Annotated in this window: 13 protein-coding genes; 3 read left to right on the top strand and 10 right to left on the bottom strand. The window is 69.9% G+C overall.

Annotated features, from left to right (window positions below; all coding sequences use genetic code 11):
• Nucleotides 1-69 precede the first annotated feature (69 nt).
• Nucleotides 70-1,332, top strand: a complete 1,263-nt coding sequence (locus tag ORG17_RS02265; RefSeq protein ID WP_214527533.1) for an MATE family efflux transporter — start codon at nucleotides 70-72, stop codon at nucleotides 1,330-1,332.
• A gap of 76 nt (nucleotides 1,333-1,408) precedes the next feature.
• Here ORG17_RS02265 and galE read toward each other — a convergent pair whose 3' ends face one another.
• From galE to ORG17_RS02250, 3 genes are all read right to left on the bottom strand, one after another.
• Nucleotides 1,409-2,368, bottom strand: a complete 960-nt coding sequence (gene galE / locus ORG17_RS02260; protein WP_214527532.1) for a UDP-glucose 4-epimerase GalE — start codon at nucleotides 2,366-2,368, stop codon at nucleotides 1,409-1,411.
• 76 nt (nucleotides 2,369-2,444) lie between these two features.
• Nucleotides 2,445-3,863, bottom strand: coding sequence for a tyrosine-protein kinase domain-containing protein (locus tag ORG17_RS02255; protein WP_176708113.1), 1,419 nt, complete (start codon nucleotides 3,861-3,863; stop codon nucleotides 2,445-2,447).
• Entirely contained in the window at nucleotides 3,863-4,969 is a 1,107-nt protein-coding gene (locus tag ORG17_RS02250) for a polysaccharide pyruvyl transferase family protein (RefSeq protein WP_214527531.1), read from the bottom strand. Before ORG17_RS02250 ends, ORG17_RS02255 begins: the two co-directional genes overlap by 1 nt.
• A gap of 83 nt (nucleotides 4,970-5,052) precedes the next feature.
• On the opposite strand from ORG17_RS02250, the gene ORG17_RS02245 reads away from it, so the two are divergent.
• Together ORG17_RS02245 and ORG17_RS18210 are read left to right on the top strand one after the other, a co-directional pair.
• Nucleotides 5,053-6,237 carry an acyltransferase family protein gene (locus tag ORG17_RS02245; RefSeq protein WP_214527530.1) on the top strand — a complete coding sequence of 395 codons (1,185 nt, stop codon included), beginning with the start codon at nucleotides 5,053-5,055 and terminating at the stop codon, nucleotides 6,235-6,237.
• 86 nt (nucleotides 6,238-6,323) lie between these two features.
• Nucleotides 6,324-7,511 (top strand): ankyrin repeat domain-containing protein, encoded by a 1,188-nt coding sequence (locus ORG17_RS18210; RefSeq protein WP_214527529.1) that lies wholly within the window; start codon nucleotides 6,324-6,326, stop codon nucleotides 7,509-7,511.
• A 106-nt stretch (nucleotides 7,512-7,617) separates the two neighbouring features.
• On the opposite strand, the gene ORG17_RS02235 is transcribed toward ORG17_RS18210, so the two are convergent.
• From ORG17_RS02235 to ORG17_RS02205, 7 genes are all read right to left on the bottom strand, one after another.
• The gene (locus tag ORG17_RS02235; protein ID WP_372443733.1) at nucleotides 7,618-8,814 is read right to left on the bottom strand and encodes a glycoside hydrolase family 1 protein; all 1,197 of its coding nucleotides are present in this window, start codon (nucleotides 8,812-8,814) and stop codon (nucleotides 7,618-7,620) included.
• A 24-nt stretch (nucleotides 8,815-8,838) separates the two neighbouring features.
• Nucleotides 8,839-9,711: an alpha/beta fold hydrolase gene (locus tag ORG17_RS02230; RefSeq protein ID WP_214527528.1), complete on the bottom strand. Its 873-nt coding sequence runs from the start codon at nucleotides 9,709-9,711 to the stop codon at nucleotides 8,839-8,841.
• A complete protein-coding gene (locus ORG17_RS02225) occupies nucleotides 9,708-11,504 on the bottom strand; it encodes an ABC transporter ATP-binding protein (protein WP_214527527.1) in 1,797 nt (598 codons plus the stop codon). The genes ORG17_RS02230 and ORG17_RS02225 overlap by 4 nt, the downstream gene beginning before the upstream one ends.
• Nucleotides 11,501-12,442, bottom strand: a complete 942-nt coding sequence (locus ORG17_RS02220; protein ID WP_110858726.1) for an ABC transporter permease — start codon at nucleotides 12,440-12,442, stop codon at nucleotides 11,501-11,503. The genes ORG17_RS02225 and ORG17_RS02220 overlap by 4 nt, the downstream gene beginning before the upstream one ends.
• Nucleotides 12,439-13,419: an ABC transporter permease gene (locus ORG17_RS02215; protein ID WP_214527526.1), complete on the bottom strand. Its 981-nt coding sequence runs from the start codon at nucleotides 13,417-13,419 to the stop codon at nucleotides 12,439-12,441. Before ORG17_RS02215 ends, ORG17_RS02220 begins: the two co-directional genes overlap by 4 nt.
• Entirely contained in the window at nucleotides 13,416-15,158 is a 1,743-nt protein-coding gene (locus ORG17_RS02210; RefSeq protein WP_250892477.1) for an ABC transporter substrate-binding protein, read from the bottom strand. The genes ORG17_RS02215 and ORG17_RS02210 overlap by 4 nt, the downstream gene beginning before the upstream one ends.
• A gap of 245 nt (nucleotides 15,159-15,403) precedes the next feature.
• On the bottom strand, nucleotides 15,404-16,504 hold the full coding sequence (locus tag ORG17_RS02205) for a LacI family DNA-binding transcriptional regulator (RefSeq protein WP_214527525.1): 1,101 nt from the start codon (nucleotides 16,502-16,504) through the stop codon (nucleotides 15,404-15,406).
• Nucleotides 16,505-16,558: the final 54 nt, after the last annotated feature.

Here is a 16,558-nt window from a genome sequence, read left to right as displayed (position 1 = left end):
CATCAGGTGGGTCACCCCCGGGTCGATGATATACTAACACGTGACATCCATAATGAGAGAGGCGCGAACATGCAGCGACTCGGCCGACTCGCGCTCCCCTTCGCCGCTCAGGCGATGCTGAGCCTGGGCCAGATGGGCATCACGATCGTCGGCACCGTCCGCCTCACTCCCGACGGATGGGGCCGTTTCGCCGTTCTGCTCTCCGTGTTCTTCATGGCGGCCGGCTTCGTGCGCGGGTTCGGAGCACTGCCCGTCGTCATCTACCTGTCAGGCGACCCGGAACGGTCTCGAGCCGCACGCCGCGCTGCAGTGCTGCTCACCCTCGTCGCAGCGGCTCCCGCGTCGATCACGATCGCGGTCGTCGGTCTCGGTCTCGCAACCGCCGCATCCGGACTCGCGCTCGCAGCCGCACTCGTCACGTACGCCCTGTACGACACGACACGATCGGTCGAGATGTCGGCCGTCCGCTACGGCCGCGTCGTCTCGACCGACGGCGTGGTGATGGTGGTCCTGGCTGGACTCTGTGCTGTCGGGCTGTTGCCCGGCGTCGACGCGTCGGTGGCACTGCCGGTGGCGATGACGATCGCGTACGGAGTGGGTGCCGCAGGACTCGCACTGCGCGGACGCCCGACCCGGTCGTGGAGCGTCCGGGCCTTCCTCGACGAGTACCGGCGGGACATCCCGTTCCTCGCGCTCGACGGCGTCCTCATCGGCACCACGATGAGCGCGGTGGTGATCGCGCTCGGCGCCTCAACGTCACTCGCCGTGGCCGGCGCGTTCCGGAGCTGCACCACCCTCATCGCGGGACCGTTCCAGATGCTGCAGACAGGACTCTCCCCGACCGTCATCCGCTCGATGCGAGGCCGCGCGCTCGAGGAGCGATCGGCCGATCACCGGGATCCCACTCGAGCTGTGCCGTCGTCCTTCCGCGCACGGGTGCGGTCGCTCGCCTTCCCCGCCACGATCGCCGCGAGCGCGATCCTGGCCGGCGTGCTCTGGGGCACGACGGCTGCTGCGGTCGTGCCGTTCGTCCTGAGCGCCATCCACCTGACCGCGCTCTCCGACGCAGTCCCGTTCAGCGTCGTCGCTTGCCTCCTGGTGGCAGCACTGTGGACCAGCACCGTGTTCTCGACGTTCCAGCGCTACCGCCGATCGAACGCCGAGCTCACGATTGTGCGGGTCATCACGCTCGCGTGTTCGCTCGGCATCCTCGTCGCCGTACCGTCGGACATCGCTGTGCCTGTCCGGCTGATCGCCGCGACCGCGCCGTGGGTTGTCTTCCCTGCGCTCCATGCCGTGCTCCGCTGGGCGCCCGTGTCGCGGCGACTCTGACGGGTCCCGAGCCGAGAACGCAGCGGATCCCGGGCGCTCCGCGCGTCGATGCGGACAGCGCGCTCATCAGCGTGCATCAGGAGTGGACTGCTCCGAGGGCGGACCGGACGATCGCGTCGAGACCGTGACGAGCCCGCCACCCGAGCTGATCGGCTGCGACGGACGGGTCCGCGACGACCGCGGCGGGATCGCCAGCACGAGCTGCGGCGACCCGCAGGGTGCTCGGTCGTCCGAGGGCGCTGCTCACCTCGGCCACGACCTCTCGGACGGACGCCCCCTTGCCCGTGCCGATGTTGACCGGGCCGGCGAAGTCGCTGGGATCGCGGAGCGTGTCGACCGCAGCGAGGTGCGCCCGTGCGAGGTCTGCGACGTGGATGTAGTCGCGGATGCAGGTGCCGTCCGGGGTGTCATGGTCATCGCCGTAGACGACCGGTGACTCACCGCAAAGGATCCGATCCACCACGATCGGGATGAGGTTCTTGGCAGCCGTGTCCGCGAGGTCGTCCCAGCCGGCGCCGGCGACGTTGAAGTAGCGCAGCGAGATCGCCCGCAGCCCCCAGGCGTGGTGCGCTGCGTCGAGCATCCACTCACCGATCAGCTTCGTCTGGCCGTACGGATTGATCGGCGAACACGGGGTCCGCTCCGTGACGACGACGTCCTGCACATCGCCGTACACGGCAGCCGAGGACGAGAAGACGATTCGAGTGACTCCGACGGACCGCATCGCTTCGAGCAGGTGCCCGAGCCCTCCGACGTTGACGCTGTAGTAGCGCTCCGGCTCGGCGACCGATTCCGCGACGTCCTTGAGGGCCGCGAGGTGGATGACCGAGGACACGTTGTGCTCGCGCATGACGTCGATGAGTGCTGACGTGGCATCGGCGGCCGCGAGGTCGAGTTGGACGACGACGGCTCCGACCCGCGACCTGAGGCCGCTCGAGAGGTCGTCGACCACGACGACCGACTCGCCTCGCTCCTCGAGGAGGCGGACCACGTGCGAGCCGATGTACCCGGCGCCGCCGGTGACGAGGATTGACAAGTTCAGCTCCCAGAGGGTTCGGGGTCGGTGAGGGCGGCGCCGACCGGGCGCGCGACGGTCGAGCCGACACCGTGGGTCATGTGGTCAGACCGCGCCGGCTGCGCCGCTCCTCGGGCACCGGCTCGATGACCGGGGTGTCGCCGTCATAGTAGGCGTACTTGCCGTAGGACCCACCACCGGCACCGCGCATCGGCAGCATCTGGCCGACCACTCCGAACGTGACCGCCTTGACCGCATCGAGCGCACGGAGTGCCGCGACGACATCCGCCTTGCGGACCTTGCCGGCGGCGGCCACGAAGAGGATGCCGGCGACCGCGCTGAGCACGGTGGCATCGGCGACCAGCAGGACCGGCGGCGCATCGATCACGACGTAGTCGAAGTTGCGCTCCAGGTGTTCCACGGTCGCACGCATCGCAGCAGAGCCGAGCATCTCGCTCGGGTTCGGGGGGATGCGTCCGGACGGGAGCACCGAGAGCGCTTGCTCACCCCACGGCTGCAGGACGTCGGCGATCTCCGCACGTCCGATGAGCAGGTCCGTCAGCCCGGCGTTCCCCTCGATGCCGAGGTAGTCCGCCACACGGGGGCGCCGGAGGTCCGCATCGACGAGGACGACACTCGCTCCGGTCTCGGCAAGGGCGATGGCCAGGTTCGCTGCGACGTAGCTCTTGCCCTCGCCCGGTCCGGAACTGGTCACCACGAACGAGCGGCCAGCGTCGCCGAGACCGACGAACTGCAGACTCGTCCGGAGCCGACGGAAGGCTTCCGACCGTGGGCTCCTCGGGTCAGCGTGGACGATGAGGGGGCGTTTCTGGGCGTCCGGATCGACGAAGATCCCGCCCAGGTAGGGGCGACGCGCGACTGCCTCGATCTGCTCCGCGGTCCGGACCCTCGTGTCCAGGTTCGTCCGGAGCACCGCGATCCCGACCCCGGTCACGAGACCCACCGCGAGGCCGATCGCGAGCATCAGCGGGATCCGTGGAGCACTCGGCGCGCTCGGCACGGTTGCCGGCGCGATCGTCTTCACGGCGATGAGGGACGGCCCGACGCTCGGTTTCTCGAGGTCCTCGGACACGACGCGTGCGAAGGACTCCCCGACGGCGTTCGCGATCTCGGCCGCTCGCTTCGCGCTGGTGTCCGTCACGGAGACCTCGAGGAGCACGGTGTTGGCAGGGGACGAGGCGCTGACGAGCGGCGCGAGCTCGGCTGCCGTCATGCGCGGCTCCAGCTCGCGTCCGGCGCGATCGAGGACGATCGGGCTGTTCACGACGTCGACGTAGGTGGAGATCGCTTGTCGCGCGAAGCTCGTCCCCTGGTTCAGATCCGTACTAGCGGCGCCTTCTTGCGTACGGACCGAGACGTAGAGACGGGTCGCCGCGGTGTAGGCGGGTGTCGACGCAGCAGCGAGCGCTCCACCGCTGAGGATGCCGAGCAGCGCCGTCGCCGTGATGAGGAGCCAGCTCTTCCGCAGGATCCGGACGTACTCCTGAGCCTCCATCAGGCAACACCTCCGTGGGCACCAGCGGGTTCGACCGTCTCGAACGGGAGCGGCTCGCGGAGCTGGTCGGTCGTGGTGACGCCCTCGCGCCAGTCGGCTATCCGTTGCACCCCGACCACGAGGCGCTGGCGGAGCGTGCTCGCCAGCGCCTGGGTCGCCGAGCGCTCCAGGGGGTCGAGTGCCCGCATTGCAGCATCGACGATCTGCTGCTCCGTCGAGCCCGGAACGACCGTGGGCCGTTCACCCGTGACGCTGAGCCAGAAGTCGTCACACTTCGAGGCGTAGGCGAGCGGCACCGTGGGGACGCCCAGGCCGACCGCGGCGACGGCGCCGTGCAGTCGCTCGGTGAGCATGAGACTGCACCGGCTGATCTCCGAGGTCGTTGCGCGGACGTCGCCGTCGAACCGGTGGATCCGCGACGGGCGGTGCAGTTCGGACTGCAGGGTTCGACAGGCGGCGAGGTCGTTCGGGGACAGCGCGAACAACACGATCTCGGTGTCCGCTCCGGTCATCCTGCGCACCGCCGCTGCGACCGACCGCGGGGCGAACCGCGACACCGGATCAGCGCCGACGCTCACACCGACCGGGCCGTCGGCGTCGTGGACGTGTTCGATGCCCGCCACGACCGGGTACAGCAGAGCGGGGTCGCCGACGACCGCAGGACGCCCCCAGGCCCGCTCGCACTCCACCGCTGTGAGCGGACCGCGGACACCGAGCAAGATCGATCGGAGCTCCGCCCAGCGCCGCCAGTCGCGCTCCTGCAGGCCCAGGGCGAACGTGTCGGTCGACTCAGCCGCCCCCGCTCCGAGTGCGACCACTGCGTCTGCGCGGTACACCCGAGCAGCATCTGCCACGTGCCGTGCCCAGTTCTGGAAGCCGAGCACCGTCCCGCCACCGAGGAGGAGCATCCGCTCGGTACGGCCTCCGGTGCGGTACGAGTGGATCGCGCTCCGGACATCGGCGAGTCGCTCCCGTCGAGTCACCGGCGAGACGGCGTCGATCCCGAGGGCGAGACGCCACGTCTCGAGGAGGAGTTCATCGCCGTAGTTGCCGTGCCCCGTCCAGCCGAGGTAGACGACCTCGCGCGCTGCGGTTCGTGTGGTCATGTCATTAGTATATCACCTGCAATATCCGTAACACGCGCTTGATATCATCACGTATGTTTGTATTTTGCATGTAGAATTGCGACATGCCGACGCGACAGCAGCCCTTCCGTCTCATCCAGGCCCTGCGGTACGTCGCAGCCGCCCTCGTGGTGGTCGTCCACGCGTGCTACTACTCGGCGGAGCGCTTCGACGAGCACACCCCGCAGCTCGACCGGATCGGCGGACTGGGCGTCTGGCTGTTCTTCGCGATCAGTGGTTTCGTGATGGTGCTCGTCGGCGACGACCTCGGTCAGGCGCCGGGGTCCTGGCACCGGTTCGCCCGGGCACGGCTCGCGCGGGTCGTCCCGCTCTACTGGCTGATGACCACCATCAAGGTCGCCGCGGTGGTCCTGGCCGGCTCGTTGGTGGTCAACTCGGCACTCAGCCCGGGCACGGTCCTCGCGTCGTACCTGTTCATCCCCGGTCACGATGAAGCCGGTGCCATCCATCCGCTCTGGGGCGTCGGGTGGACGTTGGTGTTCGAGATGGCGTTCTACGCGCTGATGACGCTCGCCCTGGCCATCCGGGTCGACCCGCTGGCACTCTGCGCACCGGTCCTCACGATCGCGGCCGCCGCGTCACTCCTGCGCCCGGCCACCGGGTCAGCATGGTGGTTCTACGCCGATGACGTGACGCTCTACTTCCTCGCCGGCATGGTCATCGCCCGCGGGTGGCGAGCACGACGACCGGTCCTGACCGTCTTGTCGCTCGGCGGCATCGCGGTCTGCATGGGCACCCTGGCCTCGTTGCGAGCCGAGCGGCTCGAGGTCTCGGCGGCCGTCGTCCCGCTCGTGATCTCCGCTGTCGTGTTCTCGGCGGTCTGGCTGGACGATCGGATCGGCCGGTTCGTGCCCCGCTGGGTGATGGCCGGCGGCGCTGCCTCGTACGCGCTGTACCTCGTTCATCCGCTCCTGGCGCCGGTGGTGCCCGCAGCACTCGCCGCCGTGGGCGCGTACCGGGTGCCGTGGTTCGTGGTCGTCACGATCACCGTCGGTGCCATGCTCGCCGTGGCGCCGCTCGCCCACCGCTTCGTCGACCGTCCGCTCACTCGCGGAGCAAGCCGCCTGCTGCTCCCCGGGGCTCGCTCCGGCCATGTCCGCAGGTCCTCGAGCCGAGCAGTCGCGGGATCAGGACCTCTGGACGCAGCCCGTACCGCAACTCGGGGGACGGTCCGCGGCGGCATGTCTTCAACATCTCACATCCCGGACGGCGCTGCTCCGGAAGGGTGACACCTGTGGAGAACTGCGGAGCTGGACGAGAGCACGCGACGAGGTCCTCCGCGGGGAGACGGACCGCTGCCGGGTAGTGTCGTCCCGTGCGATGGAGTCGAGTGAACTGGCCCTCCGTTGGCTACGTCTCCCTCGAGGACTTCGACGGCCAGCGCGAACACGTGACCCGGCTGCTCGAGGACGCCCCGCCGACGATCGCCGCGCTCCTGACGGTCAAGTGGACCGACTCACGGATCGAACGCTGGGTCGTGGAGTCCGCCGACGCCGTCGTCGACCCGGACGCCGACGAGGACGACGTGACGACCCCCGTCGACCTGCCCGGCCACGGTGTGCCCGACCCGGTCGTCGTGCACGCCGACATCGTGGTCCGCAACGACGAGGTGCTCGACACCCCGAGCGGCCTGTGGCGCCGCTGGAACCACGCCAGGGTGTCGCTCCGGCTCCGGGACGCCGTCATCGACCCACCGGGTGTCGACGCCGCGGCACTGCTCGCCGGTGACGCGCACGTCGCCCGGGGCGAGCTCGAGTACCTGCACGAGCACGACGCCTGGGAACTCCGCCTGCTGATCTCCCCAGTCGGTGAGGTCGCGATCCGGTTCCGGGGTGTCCGGGTGGCGATCAGGAGCGTCGCCGAGTCCGTGTACTCCGGCCTCGAGTCGCGTCCGGCACGCGGCTGGCACGGCCCGGTGCCGGACGGTTGGGTCGAGTGGGCGACCGAGGTGGTGCGTGCCGCGGCCTACGGCGACCTCGGGGGGCTGCACCTGGCCGACGACGCGAGTGACGTCGACGACGTCGACCCCCGCTGGGGCTTCGCCCCGCTGCACGCCGCCGCGTGGTTCGACCACCCCGAGATGCTCGAGGAACTCCTGCGCCGCGGAGCGACCCTACAGCTGGAGGACACCGAGGGGCGGACGCCGCTGACGCTGGCGATCGACCGCGACGCGCGACGGGCGGTCGACGTGCTGGTCGCAGCGGGCGCCGAACTGGAGGCCCGTGACGGCGACGGCAACACCCCGATCGTCCGCGCTGCGTGGGGCGGGCACGCCGCGATCGTGCGTGCCCTCGCCACCGCGGGTGCGGACACCAGGGCGCGCGGGTCACGGGGCGCGACGCTGCTGATCGCGGCCGTCGACTCCGGCGACCTCGACACCGTCCGCGTCGTGCTGTCGCTCGACGTCGACCGGAACGCCGCCGACGACGAGGGCTCGACCGCTGCGGACCGCGCGGAGCTGCTCCGCGAGACGGCCGTCGCCGACCTGCTCGCCGCCGCCTGAGCGCTGGCCGCACCACGGCCCGTGGGCCGACCGGTGCCGGACGTGACGACGCGCGGCGGACGGGAGCAGGGCCTCCCGTCCGCCGCGCGCCTGCGGGTCGACCGTCCTAGACGGTGACCGACTCGAGGGCGTTCGCCCGCGCGACCCGCCCGTACCAGCGTGCGGAGTCCTTCGGCGTGCGCTCGAAGGTCTCGCGGTCCCACGCGACCAACCCGAAGGTCGGGCGGAAGCCGGAGGCCCACTCGTAGTTGTCGAGGAGCGACCAGTGCTGGTAGCCGAGGACCTCGATGCCGTCCTCGATGCAGCGGTGGATGCCCTCGAGCGCGCCCTGCGTGTACGCCTGCCGGCGGGGGTCGTCGGCGGTGGCGATGCCGTTCTCGGTGATCATCAGCGGGACACCACCGGAGAGCTCCCACGCGCTGCGGAGCCCGTCGGCCGAGGCCTCGGGGTAGAACTCCCAGCCGGTCAGGGTCGTCTCGACGTCGTCCGCGACGGGCAGGGGCCCGTCCGGACCGATGAACGTGCGGGTGTAGGCCTGCACGCCGAGGAAGTCGTCGCCCGCGGCGTTCTCGAGGTACCAGTCGTCGCGCGGGTACCCGTACTCGCGGAGCATCGCGTCCGCGCCCGGCTCACCGTTGGACTTGAAGGCCTGGGTCGCGACGGTCCACCCTGACTGGAGGCCCGACACCTGTGACAGGACCTCGCGCGACCGCTTGTGGCTGGCCAGCAGGGCGTCGGCGACCCCCAGGTCCGGGTTCGGCAGGCCGAAGGCCACCAGGTTGGCCGCGTCCTCGCCGCCGGCGAGCATGGCCGCGATGTTCGGTTCGTTGATCGTGCAGACGTAGCGGACGCCGTCCTGCACCACGGGGAGCGCGGCCTCGGTGTAGCGGGCGAACAGGTCGGCGGCGTCGGGTGCCCGCCAGAAGCCGTCGCGTTCGAACCAGCGCGGCACGGTGAAGTGCATGAGGGTGACGATCGGCTCGATGCCGAACTCGTGGCAGGCGTCGACCATGCGGCGGTAGTGGTCGACCTCGGCACGGCTGACGAACCCGCGCTCGGGCTCGATGCGGGCCCACTCGATGCTGAACCGGTAGGAGTTCAGCCCGAGCTCGGCCGCGATGCGGATGTCCTCGCGGTACCGGTGGTAGCTGTCCGCCGCATCACCCGAGGGCTCGACGATGGTGGTGTCCGGCTCGTGCTCGTGCACCCACCAGTTGCTGTTGACGTTGTTGCCCTCGATCTGGTGGGCGGCGGTGGCGGCACCCCAGAGGAAGCCGTCGGGGAACTGCAGCGTGGAGATGATGGTGCCTTTCAGTGCTTGTTCGAGTCAGTGCTGGCTCAGGAATGCGTCGAAGACGGCGACCGTCCCGAGCGGGTTCTCGACCTGGGGACCGTGGTAGCTCGCGGGGATGACGACGTACTCGGCGCCGGTCTGCTCGGCCATCGCCCGCTGCCACGGGATCGGCCAGGCGTTGTCCCACTCGCCGTGGGCGACGAGGACCGGCAGGCCGGTGGCGCGCAGGGCGTCGGAGGCGTCGGTGTGGTCCTCGAGGATGTGGCCACCGGCGACGACGCTGAGCGGGCTCGTCGCGTCGAAGCGGTCACGCACCATCCGGACGTCGTCGGGCAGCTCGTCGTCGGGCCGGTACGCCCAGAGCGGGTTCGTCGAGTCGAACAGCTGCCGGAGGTTCCCGCCGGTGTCGTGCAGGATCGTCAGCTCGGCGACCTTGCGGTACGGCCACCCGTGCGGCCCGGAGCAGAACTGCACGACGTCGCGGAACGCCGTCGGGTCCTGGAGCGCGGCAGCCCGGACGATCACACCGCCGAGCGAGTGCCCGATCAGGTGCACAGGGGCGCCGTCGTCGAGCAGGCGCGCGACCCGGACGACGTCGGCGGCTTCTTCGTCGAGGGAGTAGTCGCGGGGTTCGGTCGGTGCTGCCGAGTCGGCCTGACCGCGCCGGCTGATCGCGACCGCGGTCCACCCGGCGTCGCGGAGGACGGGCAGGAAGGTCCGCCAGTCCTCCTTCGAGCCGGTGTAGCCGGGGACGATGAGCACGGTGCCCTTCGACACCCCCTCGGGCACGATCCGGTAGGCCGTGAGCCGCCCGACCGGGACGTCGATCCCGACGACGTCGACGCCGTCCGGGGTGGGCAGGTGTCCGAACGGCAGGACCGTCGGGAAGTCGTGCAGGTTCGTCATGCGCGCAGGGTCCTCCGCGGGTTGGGAACAGCGTCGAGGAGGGCGATCGTGTACGGGTCCTGCGGGTCCTGCAGCACCTGGGCGGTGTGACCCCGCTCGACCACGGCGCCCTCGTGGAGCACCATGATGTCGTCCGTGATGAGCCGCGCACTCAGCAGGTCGTGCGTGATGTAGAGGAGCGAGACGCCCCACTGCTCGCGGAGGTCCTCGAGCAGCGCGAGCACACCGGCACGCAGCGTCACGTCGAGCATCGACACCGGCTCGTCGGCGATGATCACCTGCGGGTCGCTCGCGAGCGCCCGGGCGATCACCACGCGCTGCCGCTGCCCGCCGGAGAGCTGGTGCGGGAGCTTCTGCGCGAACTGCTCGACGGGGGTGAGCCCCACCGTCTCGAGCAGCTCGAGCACCCGGCGCCGGGCGTCGCGGCCGGTCAGCCCGGTGTAGTTCGCGATCGGCCGGGACAGCGTGTACTCGACGGTGTGCAGCGGGTTGAGCGCCGAGTACGGGTCCTGGAACACCATCTGGACCTCGGAGCGCAGGTCCCGCAGGCCGCGCTTGCCGAGGCGGGCGACGTCGAGGTCCCCGAACCGGACGGTGCCGGTGGTCGGCTTCTCGACGCCGGTGAGCAGCTTCGCGATGGTCGACTTGCCCGAACCGGACTGGCCGACCAGGGCGAGCGACTGCCCGGGCTCCAGGGTGAACGACACGTCGCGCACGGCCTGCACCGGCTGCTCACCGCGGCGGGGAGCCGGATAGGTCTTCACGATGTGGTCGACGACGATCGGGTTGCGGGCGGCACTGCGCTCGCGGGACCCGACGGTGCTGAACGACGAGGTCGTCTCCTGCCGCTTCTCGCCGGCCTCGGCTCGGAGCGAGCGGTCCGGGAAGCCCGGCAACGACACCACCTCGGCGCGGGGGTCGGCGTAGTGCGACAGGAGCATCTGCGTGTACTCGTCCTGCGGGTCGCGGAGGATCTCGCGGGAGCCGCCGTCCTCAACGATCCGGCCCTCGTGCATGACGAGGACGCGCTCGGTGGCCTCGAGGACGATGCCGAGGTCGTGGCTGATCAGGATCGCCGTGAAGCCCTCGGTGCGCTGCAGCTCGATGATCGTGTCCATCACGGCGTGCTGCACGAGGACGTCGAGCGCAGTCGTCGGCTCGTCGAACACCATGAGCTGCGGCTCGAGCGAGAGCGCCAGGGCGATGGAGACGCGCTGGCGCATGCCGCCGGAGAGCTCCCCGGGGAACCTGGCGAGCATCGAGGTCGGCAGCTTCACCTTCTCGATGAGCTCCTTCATCCGGGCGTCCCAGCGGTCGCGCGACACGTGGCCGTGCGCCTTGAAGACGTCGATGAAGTGGTTCCGGATGGTGCGCACCGGGTTGAGCGCGTTCATGCCGGACTGCAGCACCATGGCGAAGCCGCCCTGCCGCTGCTGGCGCAGGGCTTCGTCGTCGAGGTCGCGGATGTCCTTGCCCGCGAAGACGATGCTGCCGCCGTTCGTCCGCGCCGGCGGCTTCTGCAGCCGGGTCAGCGCGTAGCCGAGCGTCGACTTGCCGGAACCGGACTCGCCGACCAGGCCGACGAACTCGCCCTTCTTCAGCTGGAACGACACGTGGTCGACGGCTTGGACGGCCGTCTGGCCGGCCGATTCGTAGACGACCGACAGGTCGCGGACGTCGAGCAGGACGGAGGCGTCGCCCTGGACGGCACCACCGTCGGACTGGAGGCCCGTGGCGGCGCCGGTGGGCGCCTCCAGGCCGTCTGCCGGGTGCGTTTCTGGCAAGCCGCTCATGCGCGCTTCTCCTTACGGGGCCGTGCGCCGTCGCGCAGCCGCGGGTTGGACACGGCGTCGACGCCGAAGTTGATCAGGGTGAGGCTCATCGCGAGGAGCGCGATGCAGAGACCCGGCGCGAAGAGCAGGATCCACTGCCCGGTGAGCAGAGCATTCGAGTTCTGCGCCCAGTACAGGATCGTGCCCCAGCTGACGATCGACGAGTCGCCGAGTCCGAGGAACTCGAGGCCCGCCTCGGCGAGGATGGCGCTGGTGGCGGCCCCGAAGAAGCTGCCGACGATGAGGCTCGTCATGTTCGGCAGGATCTCGCGGAACACGATGCGGGTCGCGCCCTCACCGGAGAACTGGGCGGCGGTGACGAAGTCCCGACCACGCAGCGACTGCGTCTGCGAGCGGAGCACGCGAGCGCCCCACGCCCAACCGGTCACGACGATGACCGCGATGATCACCGCGATGCCGCCGTTCTGCAGGTAGGCGGCGATGACGATCATCAGGGGCAGACCCGGGATGACGAGGAACAGGTTCACGATGAACCCGATGACCTCGGCGATCCAGCCGCGGACGTAGCCCCAGCTGAGGCCGATCGCGACGGCGACGAGCGTGGACAGGATGCCCGCGACCGCGCCGACCATGACCGAGATGCGGGCGCCGTAGATGATCTGGGACAGGACGTCCTCGCCGGCGGCGGTGGTGCCCATCCAGTGGTCGGGCGTCGCGTCGGCGGACCGGGCGAAGCCGTTCTGGCTGGCGCCGTACGGGGCCAGGAGCGGGGCGAAGACCGCGACGAACACGAAGACGCCGAGGATGATGATGCCGATCCGGGCCTTCTTGTTCGACCAGACGACGCCGAACTGGCGGGCGGCGGCGCGCCACTTGGACGGCGCTGCTTGTTCTTCCGTGTCTTGCGTTCGCACGGCGATGGTTGCGTTGTTGGTCATCGACGCGTCCTCGGGTCCAGGACGCCGTACATGACGTCCACGATGAAGTTGGCGATGAGCACCGACACGGTGATCATCAGGAAGAGGGCCTGCATGAGCGGGTAGTCCTGCCCGATGACGGCGTTGAACAGCAGGTAGCCGATGCCCGGGTAGCCGAAGACCTGCTCGACCAGGACGGAACCGCCGACCACGCCACCGAGCGCCAGACCGAAACCGGTCAGGTTCGGCAGGATCGCGTTGCGGGCCGCGTAGCGGATGGCCACGGTGCGTCCGCGCAGACCGTTGGCCTCGGCGAAGGTCACGTAGTCGTCACCGAGGGTGTTGATCATCGCGTTGCGCATGCCGATGATCCAGCCGCCGAGGCTCGTCACCAGGATCGTGACCGCCGGCAGCACCGCGTGCTGCAGTGCGTCGCCGAAGAAGGCGCCGTTGAGGCCGGGCGTCGTCGTCGCCGAGTAGGCACCCGTGGTCGGGAACCAGTGCAGCACGTAGCCGAGGAAGAACAGCAGCAGCAGGGCGGTCCAGAAGTACGGGAACGTCGACATGAAGCTGCCCGACAGGGTGGGCAGCGAGTCGAGCCAGGTGCCGCGCTTCCACGCCGCCGCGACACCGATCAGGGTGCCGAGGACGAACGCCAGGATCGTGACGACCCCGACCAGGATCAGCGTGTACGGCAGGGCCTTCGACACGAGGTCGCCGACGGGCTGCGGGTAGAACGTGTAGCTGACCCCGAAGTCGAGCGTGACGACCTGGTGCAGGTAGCTGACGTACTGGTCCCAGAGGTTGCCGGTCGGCACCCCGAGCTGGGCTTCGACGGCTTTCTTGGTGGCCTCGGCGACGGGGCCGTTCCGGCTGAGCTTCGCCAGGGCGGCGTCCGACGGGCTGCCCGGCATGAGACGCGGAAGCAGGAAGTTCAGCGTGACCGCGGCCCAGAGGGTCAGGACGAAGAGGACGAGTTTCTGGAGGATGTACTTCACTTCTGGTCCTCCTGCTGCGCAGCCTTCTGCTCCTGCAGGATCTGCTTGCCCGCGGCGCTGTCGCGCAGCCGGAGCTTCGTGAAGATGAGCAGCGGTGCCGAGTCGTAGTTCTGCGGTGCCATGTAGGGGTCCTTCGCACTCGGCCAGCCGACGAACTTGCCGGTGTTGAACAGGCCCCAGAGCCCGCCGTAGTACATGCCGATGACGGGGAGCTCGTCGTAGACGGTCTGCTGCAGCTGGTCGAGGATCTCCTGCTGCTTCGCGGTGTCCGTCGTCGCCTTGTACTCGTCGAGGAGCTTCTGGGTGTCGGCGTTCTTGTACCGCTCGTAGTTGTTGACGGTCGACTTGCCGACGGGCTGGTAGAACTCGCTGCTGAGCAGGGAGTTGAACGCCTGGTAGACGTCACCGTTGCCCATGCCGCCCATCGCCATGTCGAACTCGCCGTTGTTGATCGACTGCTGGTACCCGGCGGGCTGTGGTGCGCTGATCGTCACGTCGACGCCGATCGCGGCGAGGTTCTTGCGGACCTCCTGCGCCGCGCGGAGCCAGTCGGAGTAGCCGTTGGCCGTGGTGATCGTGATCGACAGCTGCTTGCCGTCCTTGACGAGCTTCCCGCCCTGTTCCACGTACCCGGACTTCGCGAAGTTCGCCTTCGCGGCCTTGAGGTCCTGGGTGATCATCCCCTGGTCGGGGATGTCCGGGTTGAGGTAGCGCTCCTGGTTCGGCAGGATCAGGCCGGTCTGTGCTGCGGCCTGCAGGTTGCCTTCGGTGGCGGTCTCGGCGATCGCATCGCGGTCGAGGGCGAGGGAGATCCCCCGGCGGACGTTGACGTCGTTGAAGGGCGCCTTCGTGAGGTTCGGGATGAGGCCGGTGATGCCGCCCGGTGGGAACCAGTACTTGTTCGTCTTCGATGCGGCGCCCCAGGTGCCCTTGACGTCCGAGATGAACGAGTACGCCCAGTCGTAGCCGCGGGTGACCGTGTCGAGCTGCGTGTTCGTCGCCGGCAGGATGAGGTGCTTGATGGCGATCTTGTCGGCCTGCCAGTACTTCGGGTTCTTGTTCATCGAGTACTGCTGGTCGGTGTAGTTGCCGAGCACGAACGGCCCGGTGCCGACCGGGTTCGGGTCGCGCCAGGTCGTCGGGTCCTTCACACCGCTCCAGTGGTCCTCGCCGAGGATGTACGTCTGACCGATGATCGTCAGGCTCGGGACGTCCTCGCTCTTGAGGTGGAAGACGACGTGGTCACCGTCCTGCTCGATGCTCCCGATGTGCTGCCAGGCGCCCTTGACGTCCATGGCGGGGAACTTCTTGAGCAGGTCGAAGGTGAAGACGACGTCCTTCGCGCTGAACGGCGAACCGTCCGACCACTCGACGCCCGAGCGGATCGTCATGTCGATCGTCTTCGCGTCGGGCTGGCTCCACGCGCTGGCGAGCCACGGGTTGCGCTTGCCGTCGAGGGGGTTCACCTCGATGAGGGGCTCGTACATCCACTTGGAGGCTGTCCGGGCGTTGGTGATGTACGGGTTGAAGTTGCGGTCGAACAGCGGGTTGCCGCGGTCCGCGTTGATGAGCATCGTGTCCTTACCGATGGTGGGATCGGGTTCGGAGCGGACCTGGATGCTGCAGCCGGTGGCCACGAGGGCCACTGCGGCGAGGCCGGCGATGGCCGCGACGAGGCGGCCTCGGCGGCGGGGGCCTGGGTCACGCGTGCCGCGCGTGCGCTGTGGGGGAAGCGTCATTGCTCGGTCGACCTCCATGTCGAGTCGGTACGTGCTCAATGTATGCGCTTACATCGCGGCGTGCAAGCGCGGGTGTTGTTTCGCGGGGTGGCACCGTGCGAGGTGTCGTCGGCGCAGGGCATCGCACGGTGCGAGGGGCGTCGCGCGTGGTGCGAGGTTCCGTCCGTGGTGCGAGGTCGCGAGGCTCTCACCGAACACGGAAGCTCGCGCCACACGCCCCTCGCACGGTGCGAGCCGCAGCACGCCTACAGCGCGGGCGGGCAACTCTCGCGCAGCAGCACCTCGACGGGCAGGCGCACGGCGCGCGGCGGCCCCTCGCGGCGCTCCAGCCGGTCCACGATCGCCAGGACGGCAGCACGGCCGAGCGCCCCCATCGGCTGGTGCACGGTCGTCAGGCGCGGCGACGAGAACCGACCGGCGTCGATGCCGTCGAACCCGGTCACGACGAGGTCCTCGGGCACGCGGAGCCCCCGGGCAGCGGCGGCGTCGAGCACCCCGAGCGCGGACTGGTCGTTCGAGCAGACGACGGCGCGCGGGACGTCGTCGGCCAGCAGCGACACCGCGAGCTCCCGCGCCCGAGTCCGCCCGAAGTCGCCGTGCACGGTGCGCACCGTCGAGGCCGGCACCCCGTGGTCGGCCAGCGCCGCGCGGAACCCCGCCGAGCGCTCCATGTCGTCGGGCGAGTCGATGGGCCCCGCGACGTACGCGAGGGACCGGATCCCCAGGCGCCCGATCACGTGTGACGCCAGGGTCCGCATGCCCGCGGCGTTGTCCACGCTCACCGAGTCGAACCCGTGCGAGCGCCGGTCGTCGGCGAGCACCACGACGGGGATGCGGCGGGCGACGTGCTCGAGCAGGTCGTCGGGCACGGTCTGCGCCAGCACGGCCAGCCCGTCGACCCGGCCGGCGACGTCGTTGACGATGACGTCGCGCGACGACCCCCGCCCGGCGGCGACCATGAGCGCCAGCCCTCGCTGCCAGGCCTCGGTCTCGGCACCGCGCAGGACCTCGTCGAAGTACAGGTTGGACGAGAACGGCTGCGTCACGTGCCGCCGGTCGTCGACCACACGGACGCCGCCGTCGGTGACCAGGTCCGGCCGCTCGTCGGGCACCACGTCGAACCCGGGCAACAGCAGTCCGACGACGCCGGTGCGCTTGCCGGCGAGGGCCCGGGCGTTGCCGGACGGGACGTACCCGAGGCTCCGGATCGCCGCCTGCACGCGGTCCCGGGTGCCCTCGCGGACAGCGTCGGGCGTGCGGAGCACGCGCGAGACGGTGGCGATGGAGACGCCGGCTGCAGACGCGACGTCGTAGACCGTGGGAGGTGCGGTGCGCTGGTCGACCAACCCGTGCCTCCCCTTCGACGTCCGCTGGTGCCGCGCCTCGCGCTGTGCGGCCGG

Origin of the sequence: Curtobacterium flaccumfaciens pv. betae, assembly GCF_026241855.1 — a bacterium.
Lineage (GTDB): Bacteria > Actinomycetota > Actinomycetes > Actinomycetales > Microbacteriaceae > Curtobacterium > Curtobacterium flaccumfaciens.
This window is presented reverse-complemented; position numbering and strand designations above follow the sequence as displayed.

Coding starts and splice junctions, on each gene's coding strand:
- ORG17_RS02265 (WP_214527533.1), top strand. CDS start 70: ATGCAGCGACTCGGCCGACTCGCGCTCCCCTTCGCCGCTCAGGCGATG.
- ORG17_RS02255 (WP_176708113.1), bottom strand. CDS start 3,863: ATGGAGGCTCAGGAGTACGTCCGGATCCTGCGGAAGAGCTGGCTCCTC.
- ORG17_RS02250 (WP_214527531.1), bottom strand. CDS start 4,969: ATGACCACACGAACCGCAGCGCGCGAGGTCGTCTACCTCGGCTGGACG.
- ORG17_RS02245 (WP_214527530.1), top strand. CDS start 5,053: ATGCCGACGCGACAGCAGCCCTTCCGTCTCATCCAGGCCCTGCGGTAC.
- ORG17_RS02230 (WP_214527528.1), bottom strand. CDS start 9,711: ATGACGAACCTGCACGACTTCCCGACGGTCCTGCCGTTCGGACACCTG.
- ORG17_RS02225 (WP_214527527.1), bottom strand. CDS start 11,504: ATGAGCGGCTTGCCAGAAACGCACCCGGCAGACGGCCTGGAGGCGCCC.
- ORG17_RS02220 (WP_110858726.1), bottom strand. CDS start 12,442: ATGACCAACAACGCAACCATCGCCGTGCGAACGCAAGACACGGAAGAA.
- ORG17_RS02210 (WP_250892477.1), bottom strand. CDS start 15,158: ATGACGCTTCCCCCACAGCGCACGCGCGGCACGCGTGACCCAGGCCCC.